Consider the following 18,265-nt stretch of genomic DNA (forward strand, 5'->3'; position numbering starts at 1 on the left):
AAAAGTTCCGTGCAGGTAACACGCCAGCGCCGGATCAACGAGAAGAAGCAGTTCCACCTCTTCGGCAGACACGTCGGCCGCCACACCCTGCTGGTGACGTCGGGTATCGCCGTCGCCCTCGGGGTCACGGGCACCGCGGTCGCCTCGACCTACCAGTTCGGCACCCAGCAGGTCGGCCAGACCACCGCCAACGGCCAGGTCGTCGCCGCCGACCAGTACATCAACCCCTACGGCACCCGCAGCGTCATCAACGACGGCAAGATCATGTCGTCGACCGTCAGCCCGGACGGCACCCACCTCGCCGCCTCGATCGCCGACGGTGACGCCTCCCTGGTCGTCGTCGACCTGGCGACCGGGCAGGTCAAGCAGAAGATCGGCACCAGCACCGCGGACGACCTGCGCATCAGCAGCGGCGCGGTCGGCCAGGAAGGCCCGACCTACTCGCCCGACGGCACGCAGCTGTGGCTGGGCCAGGCGGGCGGCTACACCAGGTTCACCGTCAACGCCGACGGCACCCTGGCGAACCCCACGGCCGTACCGATCGCGGCCGACGGCTCCAAGAAGGCGCTGGTGGGCGCGGCCGTGTTCGCCGCCGACGGTTCCACCGTGTACTCCGCGGTCAACGGTCAGAACAAGGTGGTCGCCATAGACGCGGCGACCGGAACGGTCAAGCAGACCTGGGCGGTCGGCAACGCCCCGCGCGGTCTCGCCCTGGCCGGCGGCAAGCTCTACGTCAGCAACGAGGGCGGGCGCCCGGCCGAGGCCGGCGACACCACCATCAACTCCTACGGCACCGGCGTGGTCGCCGACCCGAAGACCGGCGCCAGCACCACCGGCACGGTCAGCGTCATCGACACCGCGGACCCGTCCGCCGCCGTCGGCACCATCGACGTCGGCCTGCACCCGACCGCCGTGTACGAGAGCAAGGGCGCGGTGTTCGTCACCAACACCGCCGACAACAGCGTGTCGGTCATCGACAGCCGCAAGGACAAGGTCGTCCAGACCATCGCCACCCAGCCGTGGCCCGAGGCGTCCGTCGGCTACGAGCCCAACGCGGTCACCCTCACCGACGACGGCCGGCTCCTGGTGACCCTCGGCCGCGCCAACGCGGTCGCCGTCTACCGCTACAGCTCCCCGCAGCAGCCCGCCCGCTACGTCGGCCTGCTCCCCACCGACTACTTCCCGTCGGGGATCACCGCACTCGGCAAGAAGATCGTCGTCGCCAACACCCGTGGCATCGACGCCCTGCGCCCCGACGCCGCCGGCCACAACACGCACGACACCACGTCGAGCCTCACCCAGTTCACGCTGCCGAGCGACCTCGTCGTCAAGGAACAGACCGCCAAGGTGTTCCGGCAGAACGGCTGGACCGGCGGCTCGGTCACGACGGCCGACAGCAAGAGCCGCGCGAAGGCCGTGCCGGTCCCGAAGCGCATCGGCGACCCGTCGACGATCAAGCACGTCTTCCTGCTCGTCAAGGAGAACCGCACCTACGACCAGGTCCTCGGCGACCTGCCGCAGGGCAACGGCGACCCGGCGCTCACCCAGTTCGGCGAGAACGTCACGCCCAACCAGCACGCGCTGGCCCAGCAGTTCGGCCTGTACGACAACTTCTACGACATCGGCACCAACTCCGCCGAGGGCCACAACTGGCTGATGCAGTCCGACAACCCGGAGTACACCGAGTCGTCGGCCGGCGAGTACACCCGCAGCTACGACACCGAGGACGACGCCCTCGGCCACCAGAAGTCCGGGTTCCTGTGGACCGGCGCGCAGGCGGCCGGCCAGACCGTCAAGGACTTCGGCGAGTTCCAGTCGTACGAGAGCAAGCCGGCCGGCGCGACCTGGCAGAACCTGTACTGCGACAGCAAGAACATGGCCGCGACCGGCGCGCAGACCGCCTACCCCATCAAGACGGGCTCGGCGATCCCCTCCCTCAACGACGTGTCGGTGCAGGGCTTCCCGCTGTTCGACCTGAGTGTTCCCGACATCTACAAAGAGCAGATCTGGAAGCAGGACTTCGAGAAGAACGGCCCGGCGAACCTGAACATGTTCTGGTTCTCCAACGACCACACCGGCGGTCCCGCGAACGCGGCCGCCGAGGTCGCCGACAACGACCTCGCGGTCGGCCGGATGGTCGACGAGATCACCCACAGCAAGTACTGGAAGGACTCGGCGATCTTCGTCGTCGAGGACGACTCGCAGGCCGGCCTCGACCACGTCGACGGCCACCGCGCCCCGGTCCAGGTCATCAGCCCGTACGCGCAGCACGGCACGGTCGACGACCACTACTACTCGCAGATCACCATGGTCCGCACCATCGAGCAGATCCTCGGGATCCACCCGATGAACCAGCTCGACAGCGCGGCCACCCCGATGTACAAGGCGTTCACGCGCAAGGCGGACGACACGCCGTTCACGGCGGTCCCCAACCGGACTTCGCTGACCCTCGGGGTGAACCCGCAGCCGGCCTGCGGCTCGGACACCCCGGCGGCCCAGGACGCCCGGGCGGCGGCCGCGCCGACGTCGGTTTCCGTGCCGGCGGCCGAGAGGGCGGTCGCGGCGCGGTGGCAGAGCTGGGTCTCGCACCAGCGGCTGACCGGCAAGAACGCGGTGCCGGACTACGCGAACCCCGCCCAGATGAACCGCTACACCTGGTACCAGACCCACAACTGGACCAAGCCCTACCCCGGCGACAAGAAGATCTACTCGCCGAACGACGTGCCGGGCGCCTACCTCCCGTCCGCGGAGAACGACGGCTGACCCGGCCCGCCCACGCCAGGGGACCCCGGTCGGCGGACCGGGGTCCCCCGCGTTTTCCGGCGCGCCGCCGGGATACCTGGACGCCGCGCGCCGGGTGGTGGCCCGCGGTGCGCCAAGCTGGCTGCGGAACGTACGAGGACAGTACTGATGACAGTACTGATGACAGTACTGATGACAGTACTGATGACAGTACTGAGGACAGTACTGAGGACAGACGAGGACAGGGAGACGTCATGACCGACAAGCCGACCGTGGCCGTGCTGGGCACCGGCATCATGGGCGCCGCGATGGCCCGCAACCTCCTGAAGGCCGGGCACACCGTCCGCGCCTGGAACCGCACCCGCGCCAAGGCCGAACCCCTCGCGGCCGACGGCGCCCAGGTCACCGGCAGCCCGGCCGAGGCCGTCGAGGGCGCCGACGTCGTCCTGACCATGCTGTACGACGGTGCCACCGCCCTGGAGACCCTGCGCGAGGCGGCCGGGTCGCTGCGTCCCGGGGCCGTCTGGGTCCAGTCGACCACCGCGGGCCTCGACCAGGTCCCCGAACTGGCCGCGTTCGCCCGCGAGCACGGCCTGGTCTTCTACGACGCCCCGGTCCTCGGCACCCGTCAGCCCGCCGAGGCCGGACAGCTCACCGTCCTGGCCGCGGGGCCCGAGCAGTACCGGGAGAAGGTCACGCCGGTCTTCGACGCCGTCGGCGCCCGCACCGTGTGGACCGGCGACGACGGGGCCTCGGCCGCAGCGACCCGGCTCAAGCTGGTCGCCAACAGCTGGGTCCTCGCGGCCACCGCGGCGACCGGCGAGGTGGTCGCGCTGGCGCACGGCCTCGGGGTGGACCCGCAGCACTTCTTCGACCTGATCGCGGGCGGCCCCCTCGACATGGGCTACCTGCGGGCCAAGGCCGGCCTGATCCTCGACGGCGGGCTGACGCCGCCCTCGTTCGCGGTGGACACCGCCGGGAAGGACGCCCGGCTGATCGTCGCCGCCGGCGCGAGCCACGGCGTGCGCCTGGACGTCGCCGAGGCGGCCGCCGAACGCTTCGCCCGCGCCGCCGCCCAGGGGCACGCCGACGAGGACATGGCCGCCGCGTACTTCGCCAGCTTCGAGGACAGGTAGCGGACAGGTAGCGGACAGGCGGCGGACGGACGGCGGGCGGCGGCCCGCGCCGACGTGACGGTCCGGGCCCCGAGGAGCACCCTGGAAGCAGCGATTTTGGAGGTGGTCCCCATGATGCAGACCGTTGTGGGCTGGCATGTGGAGCTGGAGTTCCAGGAGGACGCGACGCATACGCGGGCGGTGGCCCTGGTCCGGCTGCGCGACGGCACCGAGGTACGGGCACACGGCCACGCGAGCCGTCACGTGTCCGACAACAACCAGCCCAGGGTCGGCGAGGAGATCGCCGGCGCCCGCGCTCTGAACGAACTGGCCATGCAGTTGCTGACCAAGGCGCACGAGGAGATCGACACCGATTCCGGCCGGCACTCCCACCCGATCAATATCTGAGGGTGCGCGCGTGGTGGCGCGGGGCGTGGACGGCGGTCACGACAGCGCCGTGCGCACCGCGCGCACCAGCGCCTGCGCCCGCGGGTCCGCCGTCACGCTCTTGCGGAAGCCGTTGGTGACATAGCCGAAGGCGATGCCCGACCCGGGGTCCGCGAAGGCGAGCGAGCCGCCGCGGCCCGGGTGGCCGAAGGAGCCGGGGGAGAGCAGCGGGGACGCGCTGCCGTGCAGCATGTAGCCGAGCCCGAAGCGGGTGGCGACGACCAGCACCCGGTCCGCACCGGCCGACTGCTCGGCGCGGGCCAGCTCCACGGTCTCCGGCGTGAACAGCCGCCTGCCGCCGTCGACCTCGCCGATCAGCGAGGCGTAGAAGCGCGCCAGGCCGTCGGCGGTGGCGATGCCGTTCGAGGCGGGGAGGGCTGCCGCGCGGTAGGCGGGGTCGTTCTCGTCCGGGAGCGGGCTGATCGCGCCGAACGCCCGGCGGGTCAGCGACCCCGGGTCGGCGTACGCCTCGGAGACGGCGCGCTTGGGCCGGGTGCGCAGCGCGCCCGCGGTCGCGGGCGTCTCGACCGGCCCCACCCGCCCCACCCGCGCCTGCTCCGCCGCCGGCAGCCCGAGCCACAGCTCGGCGCCGGCCGGCCCGGCGATCTCGTCCGCGATCCACTCGCCGACGGTCCGCCCGGTCACCTGCCGCACCAGCTCACCGGTCAGCCAGCTGTAGGTCTGCGCGTGGTAGCCGTGGTCGGTGCCCGGCTCCCACACCGGCGCCTGGGCCGCCACGGCGGCCGCGCCGAGGTCGGGGTCGGCGGCCTCCGCGGGCGTGAGCGGCCGGTCCAGTACCGGCACGCCCGCGCGGTGCGCGAGCAGCTGCCGCACCAGCGTCCGCTCCTTGCCGGCTGCCTTGTACTCCGGCCAGTGGTCACCCACCGGCGCGTCCAGGTCCAGCTCCCCGCGCTGGTGCAGGAGCAGCAGTACGGCGGCGGCGACGCCCTTGGTGGCCGAGCGCACGATCTGGGCGGTGCCGTGCTCCCACGGCGCGTCGCCGACGGCACCGTCGAAGTCCCGGGCGCCGCCCCACAGGTCGACGACCCGGTGCCCGTCCCGGTACACGGCCACCGCCGCGCCCCGGTCCCCGAGCAACTCGAAGTTGCTCGCGAACGCGTCCCTGACCGGCTCGAAGCCCTCGGCCACAGTGCCGTGCACGTCCACGTCCACGTCCTGATCCCTCCACCCACTCGCCTGGCGACAGTGAGTGAAACATGGCCGCGAGGCCTTGGATTCCTCGGTACGCCGCCGGGACGGCCGTCACACGAACGCGTCACACGCTCTTGGGCCGGGCTCGCGCGCATCAGGGCGTCGTCGGCGAGGAGTTCGGTGGTGGGCCCGTTCACGTCCAGGGAGCGCAGAATGCCGGCGAGTTCGCGCCGGGAGGCCGGGGCGAGGATGCCGGCCCGGTGCCGGATCTCCGTCATGTGCCGCTTGCCGACGGGCAGTCCGTCCTCCGCCGCCGCGTCGCCCGCCGCCGCGTCGCCCGCCGCCTCCGCCGCGCCCGCCGCGGTCACCGTCACGGTGCCCGCGCCGCCGTCCAGGATGCCGTTGAGGTGCGGTACGAGGGTGGTCGTGGGAGCGGATGAACAGCGCGCCCGCGGACCTCGCGAGCACACCCCGGTGGCGCACGCCCCGCGCCTCGACGCCGCGCGACTGACGGGCGATCCGCATCCGGCGCATCTCGTCGGCGATGACGTCGCCGTAGCGGATCATGAAGGAGGCGATCTGGACGAGCCGGGGCGGCAGCTTCAGCCGCTCCAGCCCGAGGAGCGGCCCGCGCAGCTCCGTGGTGGCCGCCAGGAGGACCGAGGCGGCGACGCCCGGCGTCCCCTCGGCCGGCCGCAAGCGCATTCCGGAAAATGTGCGACATTGGAGATAAAGCGGATGCGTAGCTTTCGCGCGGATCACGGAGCGTAAAGGTGCAGTCCGATGCCTGTAGTCGAGCAGTATGCGCGAGCCCACATCCTCACGGACGGGGACGCACGGGACGAGCCGCCCGCGGTGCCCGTCGTCCTGCGTTACGACCCCGACGCCGATCCGCGGTCCGTACAGGTCGGTCTGCCCGGCACGGACAAGTGGACGTTCTCGCGCTCACTGCTGGAGCAGGGCCTCAGAGCGCCCGCGGAGAGCGGTGACGTACGGGTGTGGCCGCTGGGCCGGGTCCAGGCCGTGGTGGAGTTCCACTCCGACCACGGCACATCGGTGGTGCAGTTCGAGTCGAAGGCGCTGCTGCGCTTCCTCCGGCGCACCTACATGGCCACCCCCGTGGCCGGCTGAGCGGCCGGCCCTTCGGCCCCAGGGGCTTCTAGAGGGACGACCCGAGCTTCAGCAGTGCCGCCACGATCGGCCCGGCCGTGTCGCCGCCGTGGCCGCCCGCCTGGACCACGCCCGCGGCCGCGAAGTCGCCGCAGTACGCGGTGAACCAGCCGTTGGGCTTCTTCTGGCCGTCGACCTCGGCCGACCCCGTCTTGGCGCCGCAGCTCGAACTCAGGCCCGACATCGCCTTGGCCGCCGTGCCGTACGCCGCCGTGTACTGCATGACCTCCTTGAGCTGCGACTGCGTCTTCGACGACATCGTGCGCGAGGCCTTCGCGATCGTCCGGTTGTCGACGCTCGGGGCGACCAGGTACGGCTGGTGGAAGGAGCCGGTGTCCACGGTGGCCGACACCGACGCCATGTTCAGCGGGTTCATGCGCACCCCGCCCTGCCCGATCAGCGAGGCGCCCATCTGCGCGCCGCTCTGCACCGGGACGGAGCCGTCGAAGGTCGGGACGCCGATGGCCCAGTTGTTCATGCCGAGGCCGTAGACCTGCTGGGCCTCGGTGGTCAGGTCGCTGTCGGACAGCTTCGGCGCGAAGTCGATGAAGGCGTTGTTGCAGGAGGCGCCGAAGCTGAGCTTGAACGAGCCCCGCTTGATCTCGGAGTCGTCGTCGTTGTGGAACGTCCACCCGGCGAGCTTGTACGTCTTCGGGCAGGGGTGCGACGCGTCCGGGGTGATGAGCCTCTTCTCGAACAGCATCGTCGACGTGATGATCTTCATCGTGGAGCCGGGTGCGAGAGAGCCCTGGAAGGCCACGTTGAAGCCGTGGCTGGAGTTGGCGACGGCGAGGACCTCACCGGTCGAGGGGCGCACCACCACGACCGAGGCGTTCTTCTGCGTGGTGACCTGCTTCTCGGCGGCCGCCTGCAGGGTCGGGCTGAGCGTGGTCTTCACGGTGCCCGGCGTGCCCTTGCTGAGCTCCAGGAGCGTCTTGTCGGACAGCTTCGCCTTCTCGGACGCGGTGCCGCGCACCACGCGCAGTTCGACGCCCGCCTTGCCGCCGGCCTTCTTGCCGAACTTCTCCCGCAGTCCGTCCAGGACCGTGCCCAGCGACGGGTACCTGGCGGTGGTGATCTCCCCGCCGTCGCGGTCCAGGGCCTTGATCGGCGGGGTGCCGGACTCGCCGGTGACCAGGGTGTCGCCGTCCGAGAGGTCCGGGTGGACGACCGCGGCGTGCCAGTTGACCACCGGCCTGCCGTCGCTGGTCCGCCGGATCACGGTGAACGCGGAGTCGTACGACAGCGGCTTGCTGACGCCCTTGTACGACACCGTCGCCTTCACGGAGAACGGGACCTTGTCACCGCTGCGGGTGCCTTCGGTGAGGGTGACGTCCTTGACGTGGGCGTCCTTGGCATAGCCGGTGAGGAGTCTGACGCAGGCCTTGCTGTCGTCGGTGACGGAGGCGGCCCGGGTGACCTCGCCCTGCTGCCAGGACGACAGGAAGGTGCGCGCCGTCGTCTGCACCTCGGTGGCGGAGAGCGGGCCGGTCTTGACGGGCTTGTGGTCGGCCGTCGACGCCGCGTCGGCCGCCCCGCCGCCGTAGAGGGCGTAGAGGCCGAAGCCCGCGCCCCCGACGACGACGGCGATCATCCCGCCGATGACGGCGGGTCTGTTCTTCCGTCGCTCGGCGACGCGCCTTCTCTTGCCCACAGCTCACTTCCTCCGCGCACTTCCCCCGGGGTCCCCGTCGCCCCGCAGCCCTCACGCTCCCCAACGACGGCACCAGCCTAGAGTCCCGGTCTGTGAGAGTGACGTCAGCCACCGATCCGTAGCACACTCGCGACAATCGGACCGGCCGCGTCGATGCCGTGGCCGCCGTCCTGGGTCATGGCCGCGGCCGCGACGTCGTTGCGGTAGCCGGCGAACCAGCTGTTCGACTTGGACTGGCCGTCGACCTCCGCCGAACCCGTCTTGGCGCCGATGCTGCCGCTCAGCCCGCGCATCACACCGGCCGCGGTGCCGCTGGTGGCGGTGCGGTTCATCATGGCGCGCAGCTGGGCGACCGTGGTGGCCGACAGGCCCTTGGCGGTGGCCAGTTTCCGGCCGTCCAGCTTCGGCGAGACGAGCACCGGCTGCCGGAAGGTTCCGGTCATCGCGGTCGCCGCCACGGAGGCCATGTTCAGCGGGGACATCTGCACCTGGCCCTGGCCGATCAGGTTGGCCGCGGTGTCCGGGCCACCGGAGGCGGGGACCCGCCCGTCGAAACTCGGGACGCCCACCTTCCAGTCGTTGCGCCCGAGCCCGAAGCCGTCCTCGGCCTCCTTGGTGAGCGAGTCGACCTGGACCGAGTCCGCGTACTTCACGAACGCCGTGTTGCAGGAGCGCGCGAAGCTGTCCGAGAGAGTGGCCTTCTCGTCGGGCTGAAGCCCCTTGAGGTTGCTGAAGGTCTGGCTCTGCCAGGTCGCGGTCGGCGGGCAGGGCGCCGGGCCGTTCGCCGTCGTCAGGCCGGTGTCGATGAGAGTGGCCGCACTGATGATCTTCATGGTGGAGCCGGGCGCCAGCTCGCCCAGGAAGGCCGCGTTGAAGCCGTCCTCGCGGTGGTTGGCGACCGCCAGCACCTCGCCGGTGCTGGGCTTGACGGCCACCACCGACGACTCGGCGTACTTCGTCACCGCGGTCTCGGCGGCGGCCTGCACGCGCGCGTCCAGCGTCGTGCGCAGCTTGCCCGCCCTGCCCTCGGCGAGGGTCAGCAGCGTGGTGTCGGCGGACTCCGCGGACGCGTGCCGGATGACCAGCTCCACACCGGGGGTGCCGCCCGCCTTGTCGCCGTACCGGCTGCGCAGCTCGTCCAGGATCGGGCCCAGGGACGGGTACTCGCCCTTCGTGAGCACCTTGCCGTTGCGGTCCACGGCATCGATCGGCGGGCTCGCCGCCTCGCCGGTGGACAGGGTGTCGCCGCGCCGGAGCTCCGGGTGGACCACGGACGGATCCCAGTCGACGAGCGCGCGGTGCGTGGTCTCGCCGCGCACGATCCTGAGCCGGCTCCGGTAGGCGAGCGGTTTCGACTTCCCGCCGTAGGACACGGTCGCCTTCACGCTGTACGGCACGGTGGCGCCGGTCGCCTTTCCGGGCGTGATGCGCACGTCCTTGATGTGCGCCACGGCGCTGAAGGACGTCAGCACCGGTTCGGCGTCGGCGGAGTCGTTCGTGTACGACGCCGCGGTCACCGACTGGCCCTTCTCCCAGGCCGCGAAGAACTTCTGCGTGGTGTCCTTGATCTCGTCCTTCGTCGGCGGACCGGTCCGCACGGTCGGCGTGCCGTCGCCGTGCAGCGCCGACAGGACGTTGTAGGCGCCGTATCCGCCCCCGCCCAGCACGGCCGCGCAGACGCCGCCGATCAGGGCACCCTTGACCCCCTTGCGCATAGTGCGAAAATCCCTCCCCGTGAGCTTTTGCCGCATTTTGTGAACGCGTTCAAAAGCTGGTCGTGAGTCGCACTGTAGGTCGTTGTGGGGCCCCTGTGACAGGTGTTGACCCATTGTTGGCCGAACTGTTGGCCGAACGGAGATCAGTGATGTGACTCAGACCCAGGTGTCGAGCCACATACGTGAACGCCAGGAATCGATCGGAATCGCCGTGCCCGTGTACAGCGGCCAGAAGTAGATGAAGTTCCAGACGATCAGCAGCACCAGGACCCCCGCGCTCGACGCGCCGACCAGCCGGCGGGTGTCGCTGGAGCCCGGCGGGCCGATGATCGCGCCGATCATCATCGCCACCGCGAGACACAGGAACGGCACGAAGACGACGGCGTAGAAGAGGAAGATCGTGCGCTCCTGGTACATGAACCAGGGCAGATAGCCGGCCGCGATGCCGCAGGCGATGGCGCCGGCCCGCCAGTCGCGGCGGAACGCCCACCGCCACAGGACGTAGACGACCGCGAAGCAGGCCGCCCACCACAGCAGCGGGGTGCCGATGGCGAGCACCTCACGGGCGCACTTCTCGCCGGCGTCGGACGGGCAGCCGTCCACACCCGGGGACGGCGACTCGTAGTAGTACGACACCGGGCGGCCCAGCACCAGCCAGGACCACGGGTTCGACATGTACGTGTGCGGCGTCGACAGGCCGACGTGGAACAGGTACACCTCGTGCTCGTAGTGCCACAGGCTGCGCAGCCAGTCCGGCAGGAACGTCCAGTGGCCGCCCTTGCCGTCGGTGGCCGCCCAGTTGCGGAAGTAGCCGCCGGTGCCGTCGGTGGGGGACAGGATCCAGCCGATCCAGGAGGTCAGGTAGACGGCGATCGCCACCGGGACCGTCGCCAGGAACGTGATCCCCGTGTCGTACTTCAGGACCGCCTGGTACGGATGCCGGGCACCGGCCACCTTGCGGGCGCCGACGTCCCACAACACCGCCATCAGGCAGAACGCGGCCAGGATGTACAGGCCGTTCCACTTGGTGCCGATCGCGAGGCCCAGCAGCACCCCCGCGGCCCAGCGCCAGGGACGCCACCCGAAGCGGAAACCGTCGGCCACGCGCGCGTCCGGGCGGATCCGCCCGGACGCGTCCGGCGGCAGCGCGGCCGCGAGCTTCTCCCGGGCTCGGTCCCGGTCGATGACCAGGCAGCCGAACGCGGCCAGCACGAAGAACATCAGCACCCCGTCGAGCAGCGAGGTGCGGCTCATCACGAAGTGCAGACCGTCCACGGCCATCAGGGCGCCCGCCAGGCAGCCCAGGAAGGTGGAGCGGAAGATCCGGCGCCCGATCCGGCAGAGCAGCAGCACGCTCAGCGTGCCCAGCAGCGCCGTCATGAACCGCCAGCCGAACGGGTTGAAGCCGAAGACCAGTTCCCCGAGGCCGATGACGTACTTGCCGACCGGCGGGTGCACGACGTACGCCGCGTCCACCGGGATGCCGACATGGCCCGCCTTCTGAAGGATCAGGTCGTTGGCGTTCTTGTCCCAGTTGACCTCGAAACCGCGGTGGACGAGCGCCCACGCGTCCTTCGCGTAGTACGTCTCGTCGAATATCACCGCCTTGGGGCTGCCCAGGTTCCAGAACCGCAGCAGGCCCGCCACCAGCGTCACCAGCAGCGGCCCGCCCCAGCCCGACCAGCGCGTGATCCGCTCGGCGAGCCCCGGAGACACCCCCAGGGCGAGCCACAGCCGGGAGCTGGGCTCGGTGTACGGCGGCACCAGACGGCCGACGACATCGGCGGGCGCGCCGGAGCCCACGGCGCCTCTTTCGCCGGGGGTGTGCGCCGTGTGCGCCGGGCTGGCCGGGTAGCCGAACCGGCGCAGCCGCTGCTGCCACGCCGGCCGCTCGTCGAGCGCCGCCTGGCCCTGCCGGGTGTCCGTGGAGGACGCGGTACTGGTCACCGCGCCATCGTAGGGAACCGTTCTGTGTGAGTCCCGTGCAATGCGGCTTCACAGCCGGTTCCTTTGCGTTCCGCGCCGATGCCCCTCTTGCCTGTCAGCGGGGGCTGCGAGGATGGAACCGTGACTGGAACCCTTGTCCTCGCAGGTACCCCCATCGGCGACGTCGCGGACGCCCCGCCCCGGCTCGCCGCGGAGCTGACCGGCGCCGACGTGATCGCGGCGGAGGACACCCGGCGGCTGCGCTGGCTCACCCAGGCGCTGGGCGTGACCCCCAAGGGGCGCGTGGTGTCGTACTTCGAGGGCAACGAGGCCGCCCGCACCCCGGAGCTGGTCGAGGAACTCGTCGGCGGCGCGCGCGTGCTGCTGGTGACCGACGCCGGGATGCCGTCGGTCTCGGACCCCGGCTACCGGCTGGTGGCGGCCGCCGTGGCGAAGGAGATCCGGGTCACGGCCGTCCCGGGGCCGTCCGCCGTGCTCACCGCGCTCGCGCTGTCCGGGCTGCCCGTCGACCGGTTCTGCTTCGAGGGCTTCCTGCCGCGCAAGGCGGGCGAGCGCCGCTCGCGGCTGGCGGAGGTGGCCGAGGAGCGCCGCACCCTCGTCTACTTCGAGGCCCCGCACCGCCTCGACGACACCCTCGCCGCCATGGCCCAGGTCTTCGGCGCCGAGCGGCGGGCCGCCGTCTGCCGGGAGCTGACCAAGACGTACGAGGAGGTACGGCGCGGTCCGCTGGCCGAGCTCGCGGCGTGGGCCGCCGACGGGGTGCGCGGCGAGATCACCGTGGTCGTCGAGGGCGCCCCGGAGCGCGGGGCCGAGGAACTCGACGCGGCGGAGCTCGTGCGGCGGGTGCGGGTGCGGGAGGAGGCCGGGGAGCGCCGCAAGGAGGCGATCGCGGCGGTGGCGGTGGAGGCGGGGATTCCGAAGCGGGTGGTGTTCGACGCCGTGGTGGCCTCGAAGCGGGCGGAGGGGTGACGGTTGCTCGTGTGCGGGCCGCGGTTCGGTGGGGGCCGGCCGCGCCCACGCGGCGGTAGCCGCATATCGAATGCAGCCCCGCGCCCCTTAAGGGGGCGCCCAGGTCCCGGCGTTTCATGGGGGCGCTCCTTGATCCTTGAGCGCGTCGCGTCTCTCTTGAGCGCGCGCCCCTGACCTGCAGTGATGTGTCCTCTGAGCGGGGTGCGTCTCCTCTGAGCGCGCGCCCCACGGCACGGTAAAGCGGGGGCGGGAAAGGCAAAGCCAATCCCCCTGCCGAAAGGGCGATTCGGCAAGCGAAGTCCAAATCGCCTCCAACACTCGGCAGGCCGGTCGCATTCGCGTCGGTGAAGGCGTCCACTGGTCAGCAGGGACCCATCCGTCCCTCACCCCCATGGGATTCCGGGGGGAATCCCCGCGCCGGGGGTGCGTGCTTGTCCACGCGGACAAGAGGAGCTGGCATGAGTGAGATCGCAGGGCAGACCGGCCTTTACGGTGCGGCCTCCGCAGTCGTCCACGAGTCGTATTCCTTCGCCTGCATGCGATGCGGGCACGGCTGGGAGCAGTCGTACGAGATAGAGCACCACACCGACGCCGACAACCACGAGTTCGTCAGGTACGTGGCGAACGGCCGGATCGTCCCCTCGCCGCTGAGCCGGCCCTCGTGCCAGAACTGCGACGGCCAGGTGCTGCGGATCATGCGCGCGGGGCAGGTCTCGTCGGTGCGGAACGCGGCCCGGCGGTCGCACCGGCCGTCGGTGCAGGACCGTTCCGCCGGGCAGGCCGGTGTCGGGACCGGGACGGCCGCGGAGGCCTCCGCACAGGTCGGGGAGCCACACCACTGGCACCTGTCGGATCTCCTGCATCCCTTCCAGCGCAAGGCGAGCTGACCCGGTCCCGGATCCGGCGGGCATGCCCCTTTCGTAGGATCGGGGCATGCCTTCGAACGCCTCCGGTCCGGCCTCCCGTACGGCCGGCAAGAACACGGCACCGCCGCTCCCGGAACCCCTCCGGGTGCCCGTCGCCGACTCGCACACCCATCTCGACATGCAGTCCGGCACGGTCGAGGAGGGCCTCGCGAAGGCCGCGTCGGTGGGCGTGACGACCGTCGTCCAGGTCGGCTGCGACATCAAGGGCTCGCGGTGGGCGGCCGACACCGCCGCCGTGCACGGGAACGTCCACGCGACCGTCGCCCTGCACCCGAACGAGGCGCCGCGCATCGTGCACGGTGACCCCGACGGTTGGTCGCGGCAGGGGGCGCGGGTGCCGGGCGGCGACGCCGCGCTGGACGAGGCGCTCGCCGAGATCGACCGGCTGGCCGGGCTGCCCCACGTCAAGGGCGTCGGTGAGACCGGTCTCGACTACTTCCGCACCGGGCCCGAGGGCAAGGCCGCCCAGGAGCGCTCCTTCCGCGCCCACATCGAGATCGCCAAGCGGCACGGCAAGGCCCTCGTCATCCACGACCGCGACGCCCACGCCGACGTGCTGCGCGTCCTCAAGGAGGAGGGCGCCCCCGAGCGGACGGTCTTCCACTGCTACTCCGGGGACGCCGCGATGGCCGAGGAGTGCGCCCGCGAGGGCTACTTCATGTCCTTCGCCGGCAACGTCACCTTCAAGAACGCCCAGAACCTGCGGGACGCCGTGGCGGTGGCGCCGCTCGAGCTGCTCCTGGTGGAGACCGACGCGCCCTTCCTGACCCCGGCGCCGTACCGCGGACGGCCCAACGCCCCGTATCTCATTCCGGTCACGGTGCGTGCGATGGCCGCCGTACGCGGCATCGACGAGGACGCGCTGGCGACGGCCCTGGGCGCGAACACGGCCCGGGCCTTCGATTACTGAGGGTGTATCGATCGTAACTGACGCATAACGTTCACGGGGGTTCACCTCTGGTCCGCACGCGACCGTGCGTAGTCGTGCCGCTTTGGAGAGTGATGGGTGCTCCGCTAGGTTCTGGGGGCCCGATCCGGACCCGTCTGGCCCTCTGGAGCGTGTCGGCGTGAGCACATCGCAGTACGAGACGTCTGGGGCGCACGACCCCTACGGTGCGCCCGGAGCGCACGGCGTGCAGGGAAGGTACGGCGCGCACGACGCCCGTACGCCGGGCTACGGCCCGGCGTACGGAGGTGACACGTACCGCCCGGCGTACGAGGTCGCCGCGCGGGCGTACGGGAGTGAGCCGGTGCTGCCGCGGCAGGACGCGCGCGGTGTGGAGAAGGAGCCGCGTGCGGGGGGCGCCCACGCCATGGCGGGGCGACGCGCCGCGCGCCGGCGGAAGGCGCGGTACTCCGGGCGCCCGGACTCCGCGGTGCGCCGTCTGCTGCCGCAGGCGCTCGTCGTCGCGTTCCTCGCGGGCGGCACCACCGCGTTCCTCGCCAAGGACAAGGCGATCGAGCTGACCGTGGACGGCAGGCCGCGCACCCTGCACACGTTCGCGGACGACGTGACCGGCCTGCTGACCGAAGAGGGCGTGCCGGTCGGGGCGCACGACGTGGTGGCGCCCGCCCCGGGCACGCCACTGGCCAGCGGCGACGAGGTCGCGGTGCGCTACGGCCGCCCGGTACGGCTCACGCTGGACGGCGAACGGCGCGAGGTGTGGACGACGGCGCGCACGGTGGACGGGGCGCTCAGGCAGCTGGGAGTGCGTGCCGAGGGCGCGTACCTGTCGGCCTCGCGCTCCCAGAACATCGGTCGCGCCGGGGTCGCGCTCGACGTGCGCACCGAGCGTACGGTCACGATCCTGGCGGACGGCCGGACCCGGACCATCCGCACCAACGCGGCGACCGTCCGCGAGGCCGTCGAGGAGGCCGGGATCACCCTGCACGGCCAGGACACCACCTCCGTGCCGCAGCCCGCCTTCCCGCGCGACGGGCAGACGGTGACCGTGCTGCGCGTCACGGGCAGCAGGGAGGTGCGTGAGGAGATCATCCCGTTCGACGTGCGGCGGACCGCGGATCCGACGCTGTTCACGGGCACCGAGGTGATCGAGCGGGCCGGGCGGCCGGGGCTGCGCCGTGCGACGTATTACCTGCGGACCGTCAACGGAGTCCGGCAGAAGCCGCGCCGCGAGACCTCCGAGGTGGTCCGGCAGCCGCGCACCCAGCTCGTCCGGGTCGGGACCAGGCCGCACCCGGACTCCGTACAGGGCGCCGACGACCTGAACTGGCACGCTCTCGCCGCCTGCGAGTCCGGCGGCCGCCCGCACGCGGTGGACCCCTCCGGGACGTACGGCGGGCTGTACCAGTTCGACAGCCACACCTGGCACAGCCTCGGCGGCAGCGGGCGCCCGCAGGACGCCTCGGCCGAGGAGCAGACGTTCCGCGCGAAGAAGCTCTACGTGAGCCGCGGCTCCACGCCCTGGCCGCACTGCGGGGCACGGCTGCACGGGTGACCGGCGGGAGGCGTCCCCGGCGGCCCGTACCCTTGTCCCGTGAGCAGCCCCACCCCCGACGCCCTCCTCGGCCCGGCCGACATCCGTGAACTCGCGGCAGCGCTCGGTGTACGCCCCACCAAGCAGCGCGGCCAGAACTTCGTGATCGACGCCAACACGGTCCGCCGTATCGTCCGCACCGCCGAGGTCCGCCCGGACGACGTCGTCGTGGAGGTCGGCCCGGGACTCGGGTCCCTCACGCTCGCGCTCCTGGAGGTCGCCGACCGGGTCACCGCCGTCGAGATCGACGACGTCCTGGCCGGTGCCCTGCCCGCGACGATCACGGCGCGCATGCCGGCGCGCGCGGACCGGTTCGCGCTGGTCCACTCCGACGCGATGCACGTCACCGAGCTGCCCGGCCCGCCGCCGACCGCACTCGTCGCGAACCTGCCCTACAACGTCGCCGTCCCCGTCCTCCTCCACATGCTCGACACCTTCCCGAGCATCGAGCGGACGCTGGTGATGGTGCAGGCCGAGGTCGCCGACCGGCTCGCCGCCGCACCCGGCAACAAGGTGTACGGCGTGCCGTCCGTCAAGGCCAACTGGTACGCCGAGGTGAAGCGCGCCGGCGCCATCGGGCGCAACGTCTTCTGGCCCGCCCCGAACGTCGACAGCGGACTCGTCTCCCTCGTCCGGCGCGCGGAACCGCTGAAGACGACGGCCTCGAAGCGGGAGGTCTTCGCGGTGGTCGACGCGGCGTTCGCGCAGCGCCGCAAGACCCTGCGGGCCGCGCTCGCGGGCTGGGCCGGGTCGGCGGCGGCCGCCGAGGCGGCGCTGGTCGCGGCCGGGGTCTCCCCGCAGGCCCGCGGCGAGGCGCTGACGGTCGAGGAGTTCGCGAGGATCGCCGAACACAAGGAGTCCGGTAAGTGAGCGTCACGGTACGCGTCCCCGCCAAGGTCAACGTCCAGCTCGCCGTGGGTGCCGCGCGCCCCGACGGCTTCCACGACCTCGCCAACGTCTTCCTCGCCGTCGGCCTCTACGACGAGGTCACCGTCACGCCCGCCGACGAGCTGACCGTCACCTGCGAGGGCCCGGACGCCGACCAGGTCCCCCTCGACCGCACCAACCTCGCGGCGCGCGCCGCGCTCGCGCTCGCCGGGCGCCGGGGCATCGAGGCGGCCGTGCACATCCACATCGCCAAGGACATCCCGGTCGCCGGCGGCATGGCCGGGGGCAGCGCCGACGGGGCGGGCGCGCTGCTCGCGTGCAACGAGCTCTGGCGCGCCGGCGCCTCCCGCGCCGAACTCCTCGCCATCTGCGCCGACCTGGGCAGCGACGTGCCCTTCAGCCTGGTCGGCGGCGCCGCCCTCGGCACCGGGCGCGGCGAGCGCCTCACCGCCCTCGACGTCGGCTCCACCTTCCACTGGGTGTTCGCGATGGCCGGGCGCGGGCTGTCCACCCCGGCCGTCTTCCGCGAGTTCGACCGGCTCGCCGAGGGGCACGACATCCCGGAGCCGGTCGCTTCCCGCGACCTCCTCGACGCCCTCGCCAAGGGCGACGCCGACGCGCTCGCCGCCGCCGTCTCCAACGACCTCCAGCCCGCCGCGCTCTCCCTCTTCCCGGACCTCGCGGACACCCTCGACGCGGGACGCGCGGCCGGCGCCCTCACCGCGCTGGTCTCCGGTTCGGGTCCCACCACGGCGTTCCTGGTCCGCGACACCGCGTCGGCGCAGAAGGTCTCCGAGGCCCTGCTCACCTCCGGCACCTGCCGCACGGTCCGCACGGCGACGGCTCCCGCGCCGGGCGCACGGGTGATCGCCCCGGCGCACGAAGCCGGCGCACCCGCCGGGGCGTGACCCCGGCGCTCACGCAGGTGTGCGCCGGTGTGCGCCGGAGTGAGGGGCCCCTGAAGCCGTACCGGGCACGAAGCGGGCAGGCGGAAAGCGGCTCCCGGCCGGACGGCCTCCCGGCGCGCATTACGCTGGGAGGC

14 protein-coding genes and 1 pseudogene are annotated in these 18,265 nt (G+C 72.0%); 10 read left to right on the forward strand and 5 right to left on the reverse strand.

The window, feature by feature from the left end; translation table 11 throughout:
• Window positions 1-9 precede the first annotated feature (9 nt).
• The 3 genes from AB0P24_RS28020 to AB0P24_RS28030 all read left to right on the forward strand — a co-directional run bounded on the left by AB0P24_RS28020 (window position 10) and on the right by AB0P24_RS28030 (window position 4,265).
• Window positions 10-2,763 carry an alkaline phosphatase family protein gene (locus AB0P24_RS28020; protein ID WP_365798656.1) on the forward strand — a complete coding sequence of 918 codons (2,754 nt, stop codon included), beginning with the start codon at window positions 10-12 and terminating at the stop codon, window positions 2,761-2,763.
• Between the two features lie 233 nt (window positions 2,764-2,996).
• Window positions 2,997-3,878, forward strand: coding sequence for an NAD(P)-dependent oxidoreductase (locus AB0P24_RS28025; RefSeq protein WP_365798658.1), 882 nt, complete (start codon window positions 2,997-2,999; stop codon window positions 3,876-3,878).
• Between the two features lie 111 nt (window positions 3,879-3,989).
• Window positions 3,990-4,265: a DUF1876 domain-containing protein gene (locus AB0P24_RS28030; protein WP_365798660.1), complete on the forward strand. Its 276-nt coding sequence runs from the start codon at window positions 3,990-3,992 to the stop codon at window positions 4,263-4,265.
• 36 nt (window positions 4,266-4,301) lie between these two features.
• Here AB0P24_RS28030 and AB0P24_RS28035 read toward each other — a convergent pair whose 3' ends face one another.
• On the reverse strand, window positions 4,302-5,471 hold the full coding sequence (locus AB0P24_RS28035; protein WP_365798739.1) for a serine hydrolase domain-containing protein: 1,170 nt from the start codon (window positions 5,469-5,471) through the stop codon (window positions 4,302-4,304).
• A 408-nt stretch (window positions 5,472-5,879) separates the two neighbouring features.
• A pseudogene (locus AB0P24_RS28040) lies at window positions 5,880-6,146 on the reverse strand (CbiQ family ECF transporter T component); the annotation flags it as partial.
• A gap of 93 nt (window positions 6,147-6,239) precedes the next feature.
• On the opposite strand from AB0P24_RS28040, the gene AB0P24_RS28045 reads away from it, so the two are divergent.
• Window positions 6,240-6,587 carry an SsgA family sporulation/cell division regulator gene (locus tag AB0P24_RS28045; protein ID WP_365798662.1) on the forward strand — a complete coding sequence of 116 codons (348 nt, stop codon included), beginning with the start codon at window positions 6,240-6,242 and terminating at the stop codon, window positions 6,585-6,587.
• 28 nt (window positions 6,588-6,615) lie between these two features.
• On the opposite strand, the gene AB0P24_RS28050 is transcribed toward AB0P24_RS28045, so the two are convergent.
• The 3 genes from AB0P24_RS28050 to AB0P24_RS28060 form a co-directional block, all read right to left on the reverse strand.
• A complete protein-coding gene (locus AB0P24_RS28050; protein WP_365798664.1) occupies window positions 6,616-8,280 on the reverse strand; it encodes a penicillin-binding transpeptidase domain-containing protein in 1,665 nt (554 codons plus the stop codon).
• A gap of 104 nt (window positions 8,281-8,384) precedes the next feature.
• Window positions 8,385-9,995, reverse strand: a complete 1,611-nt coding sequence (locus tag AB0P24_RS28055; protein ID WP_365798666.1) for a penicillin-binding transpeptidase domain-containing protein — start codon at window positions 9,993-9,995, stop codon at window positions 8,385-8,387.
• 156 nt (window positions 9,996-10,151) lie between these two features.
• The gene (locus AB0P24_RS28060; protein WP_365798668.1) at window positions 10,152-11,942 is read right to left on the reverse strand and encodes a phospholipid carrier-dependent glycosyltransferase; all 1,791 of its coding nucleotides are present in this window, start codon (window positions 11,940-11,942) and stop codon (window positions 10,152-10,154) included.
• A gap of 120 nt (window positions 11,943-12,062) precedes the next feature.
• Between AB0P24_RS28060 and rsmI the strand changes: the two genes are divergently transcribed.
• The 6 genes from rsmI to AB0P24_RS28090 all read left to right on the forward strand — a co-directional run bounded on the left by rsmI (window position 12,063) and on the right by AB0P24_RS28090 (window position 18,131).
• Entirely contained in the window at window positions 12,063-12,911 is an 849-nt protein-coding gene (gene rsmI / locus AB0P24_RS28065) for a 16S rRNA (cytidine(1402)-2'-O)-methyltransferase (protein WP_365798670.1), read from the forward strand.
• Window positions 12,912-13,369: 458 nt separating this feature from the next.
• Entirely contained in the window at window positions 13,370-13,798 is a 429-nt protein-coding gene (locus tag AB0P24_RS28070; protein WP_365798672.1) for a hypothetical protein, read from the forward strand.
• 46 nt (window positions 13,799-13,844) lie between these two features.
• Window positions 13,845-14,747, forward strand: a complete 903-nt coding sequence (locus AB0P24_RS28075; protein ID WP_365798674.1) for a TatD family hydrolase — start codon at window positions 13,845-13,847, stop codon at window positions 14,745-14,747.
• 157 nt (window positions 14,748-14,904) lie between these two features.
• Window positions 14,905-16,296 (forward strand): ubiquitin-like domain-containing protein, encoded by a 1,392-nt coding sequence (locus AB0P24_RS28080; RefSeq protein ID WP_365798676.1) that lies wholly within the window; start codon window positions 14,905-14,907, stop codon window positions 16,294-16,296.
• Window positions 16,297-16,335: 39 nt separating this feature from the next.
• A complete protein-coding gene (rsmA, locus tag AB0P24_RS28085; RefSeq protein ID WP_365798678.1) occupies window positions 16,336-17,205 on the forward strand; it encodes a 16S rRNA (adenine(1518)-N(6)/adenine(1519)-N(6))-dimethyltransferase RsmA in 870 nt (289 codons plus the stop codon).
• Window positions 17,202-18,131: a 4-(cytidine 5'-diphospho)-2-C-methyl-D-erythritol kinase gene (locus tag AB0P24_RS28090; RefSeq protein ID WP_365798680.1), complete on the forward strand. Its 930-nt coding sequence runs from the start codon at window positions 17,202-17,204 to the stop codon at window positions 18,129-18,131. The genes rsmA and AB0P24_RS28090 overlap by 4 nt, the downstream gene beginning before the upstream one ends.
• Window positions 18,132-18,265 lie beyond the last annotated feature (134 nt).

This window comes from Streptomyces sp. NPDC086519 (assembly GCF_040686075.1).
Taxonomy (GTDB): domain Bacteria; phylum Actinomycetota; class Actinomycetes; order Streptomycetales; family Streptomycetaceae; genus Streptomyces; species Streptomyces shenzhenensis.

Excerpts from the sequence above, each read along its gene's own strand:
- AB0P24_RS28025 (WP_365798658.1), top strand. The coding sequence starts at position 2,997 with ATGACCGACAAGCCGACCGTGGCCGTGCTGGGCACCGGCATCATGGGC.
- AB0P24_RS28030 (WP_365798660.1), top strand. The coding sequence starts at position 3,990 with ATGATGCAGACCGTTGTGGGCTGGCATGTGGAGCTGGAGTTCCAGGAG.
- AB0P24_RS28045 (WP_365798662.1), top strand. The coding sequence starts at position 6,240 with ATGCCTGTAGTCGAGCAGTATGCGCGAGCCCACATCCTCACGGACGGG.
- AB0P24_RS28055 (WP_365798666.1), bottom strand. The coding sequence starts at position 9,995 with ATGCGCAAGGGGGTCAAGGGTGCCCTGATCGGCGGCGTCTGCGCGGCC.
- AB0P24_RS28070 (WP_365798672.1), top strand. The coding sequence starts at position 13,370 with ATGAGTGAGATCGCAGGGCAGACCGGCCTTTACGGTGCGGCCTCCGCA.
- AB0P24_RS28075 (WP_365798674.1), top strand. The coding sequence starts at position 13,845 with ATGCCTTCGAACGCCTCCGGTCCGGCCTCCCGTACGGCCGGCAAGAAC.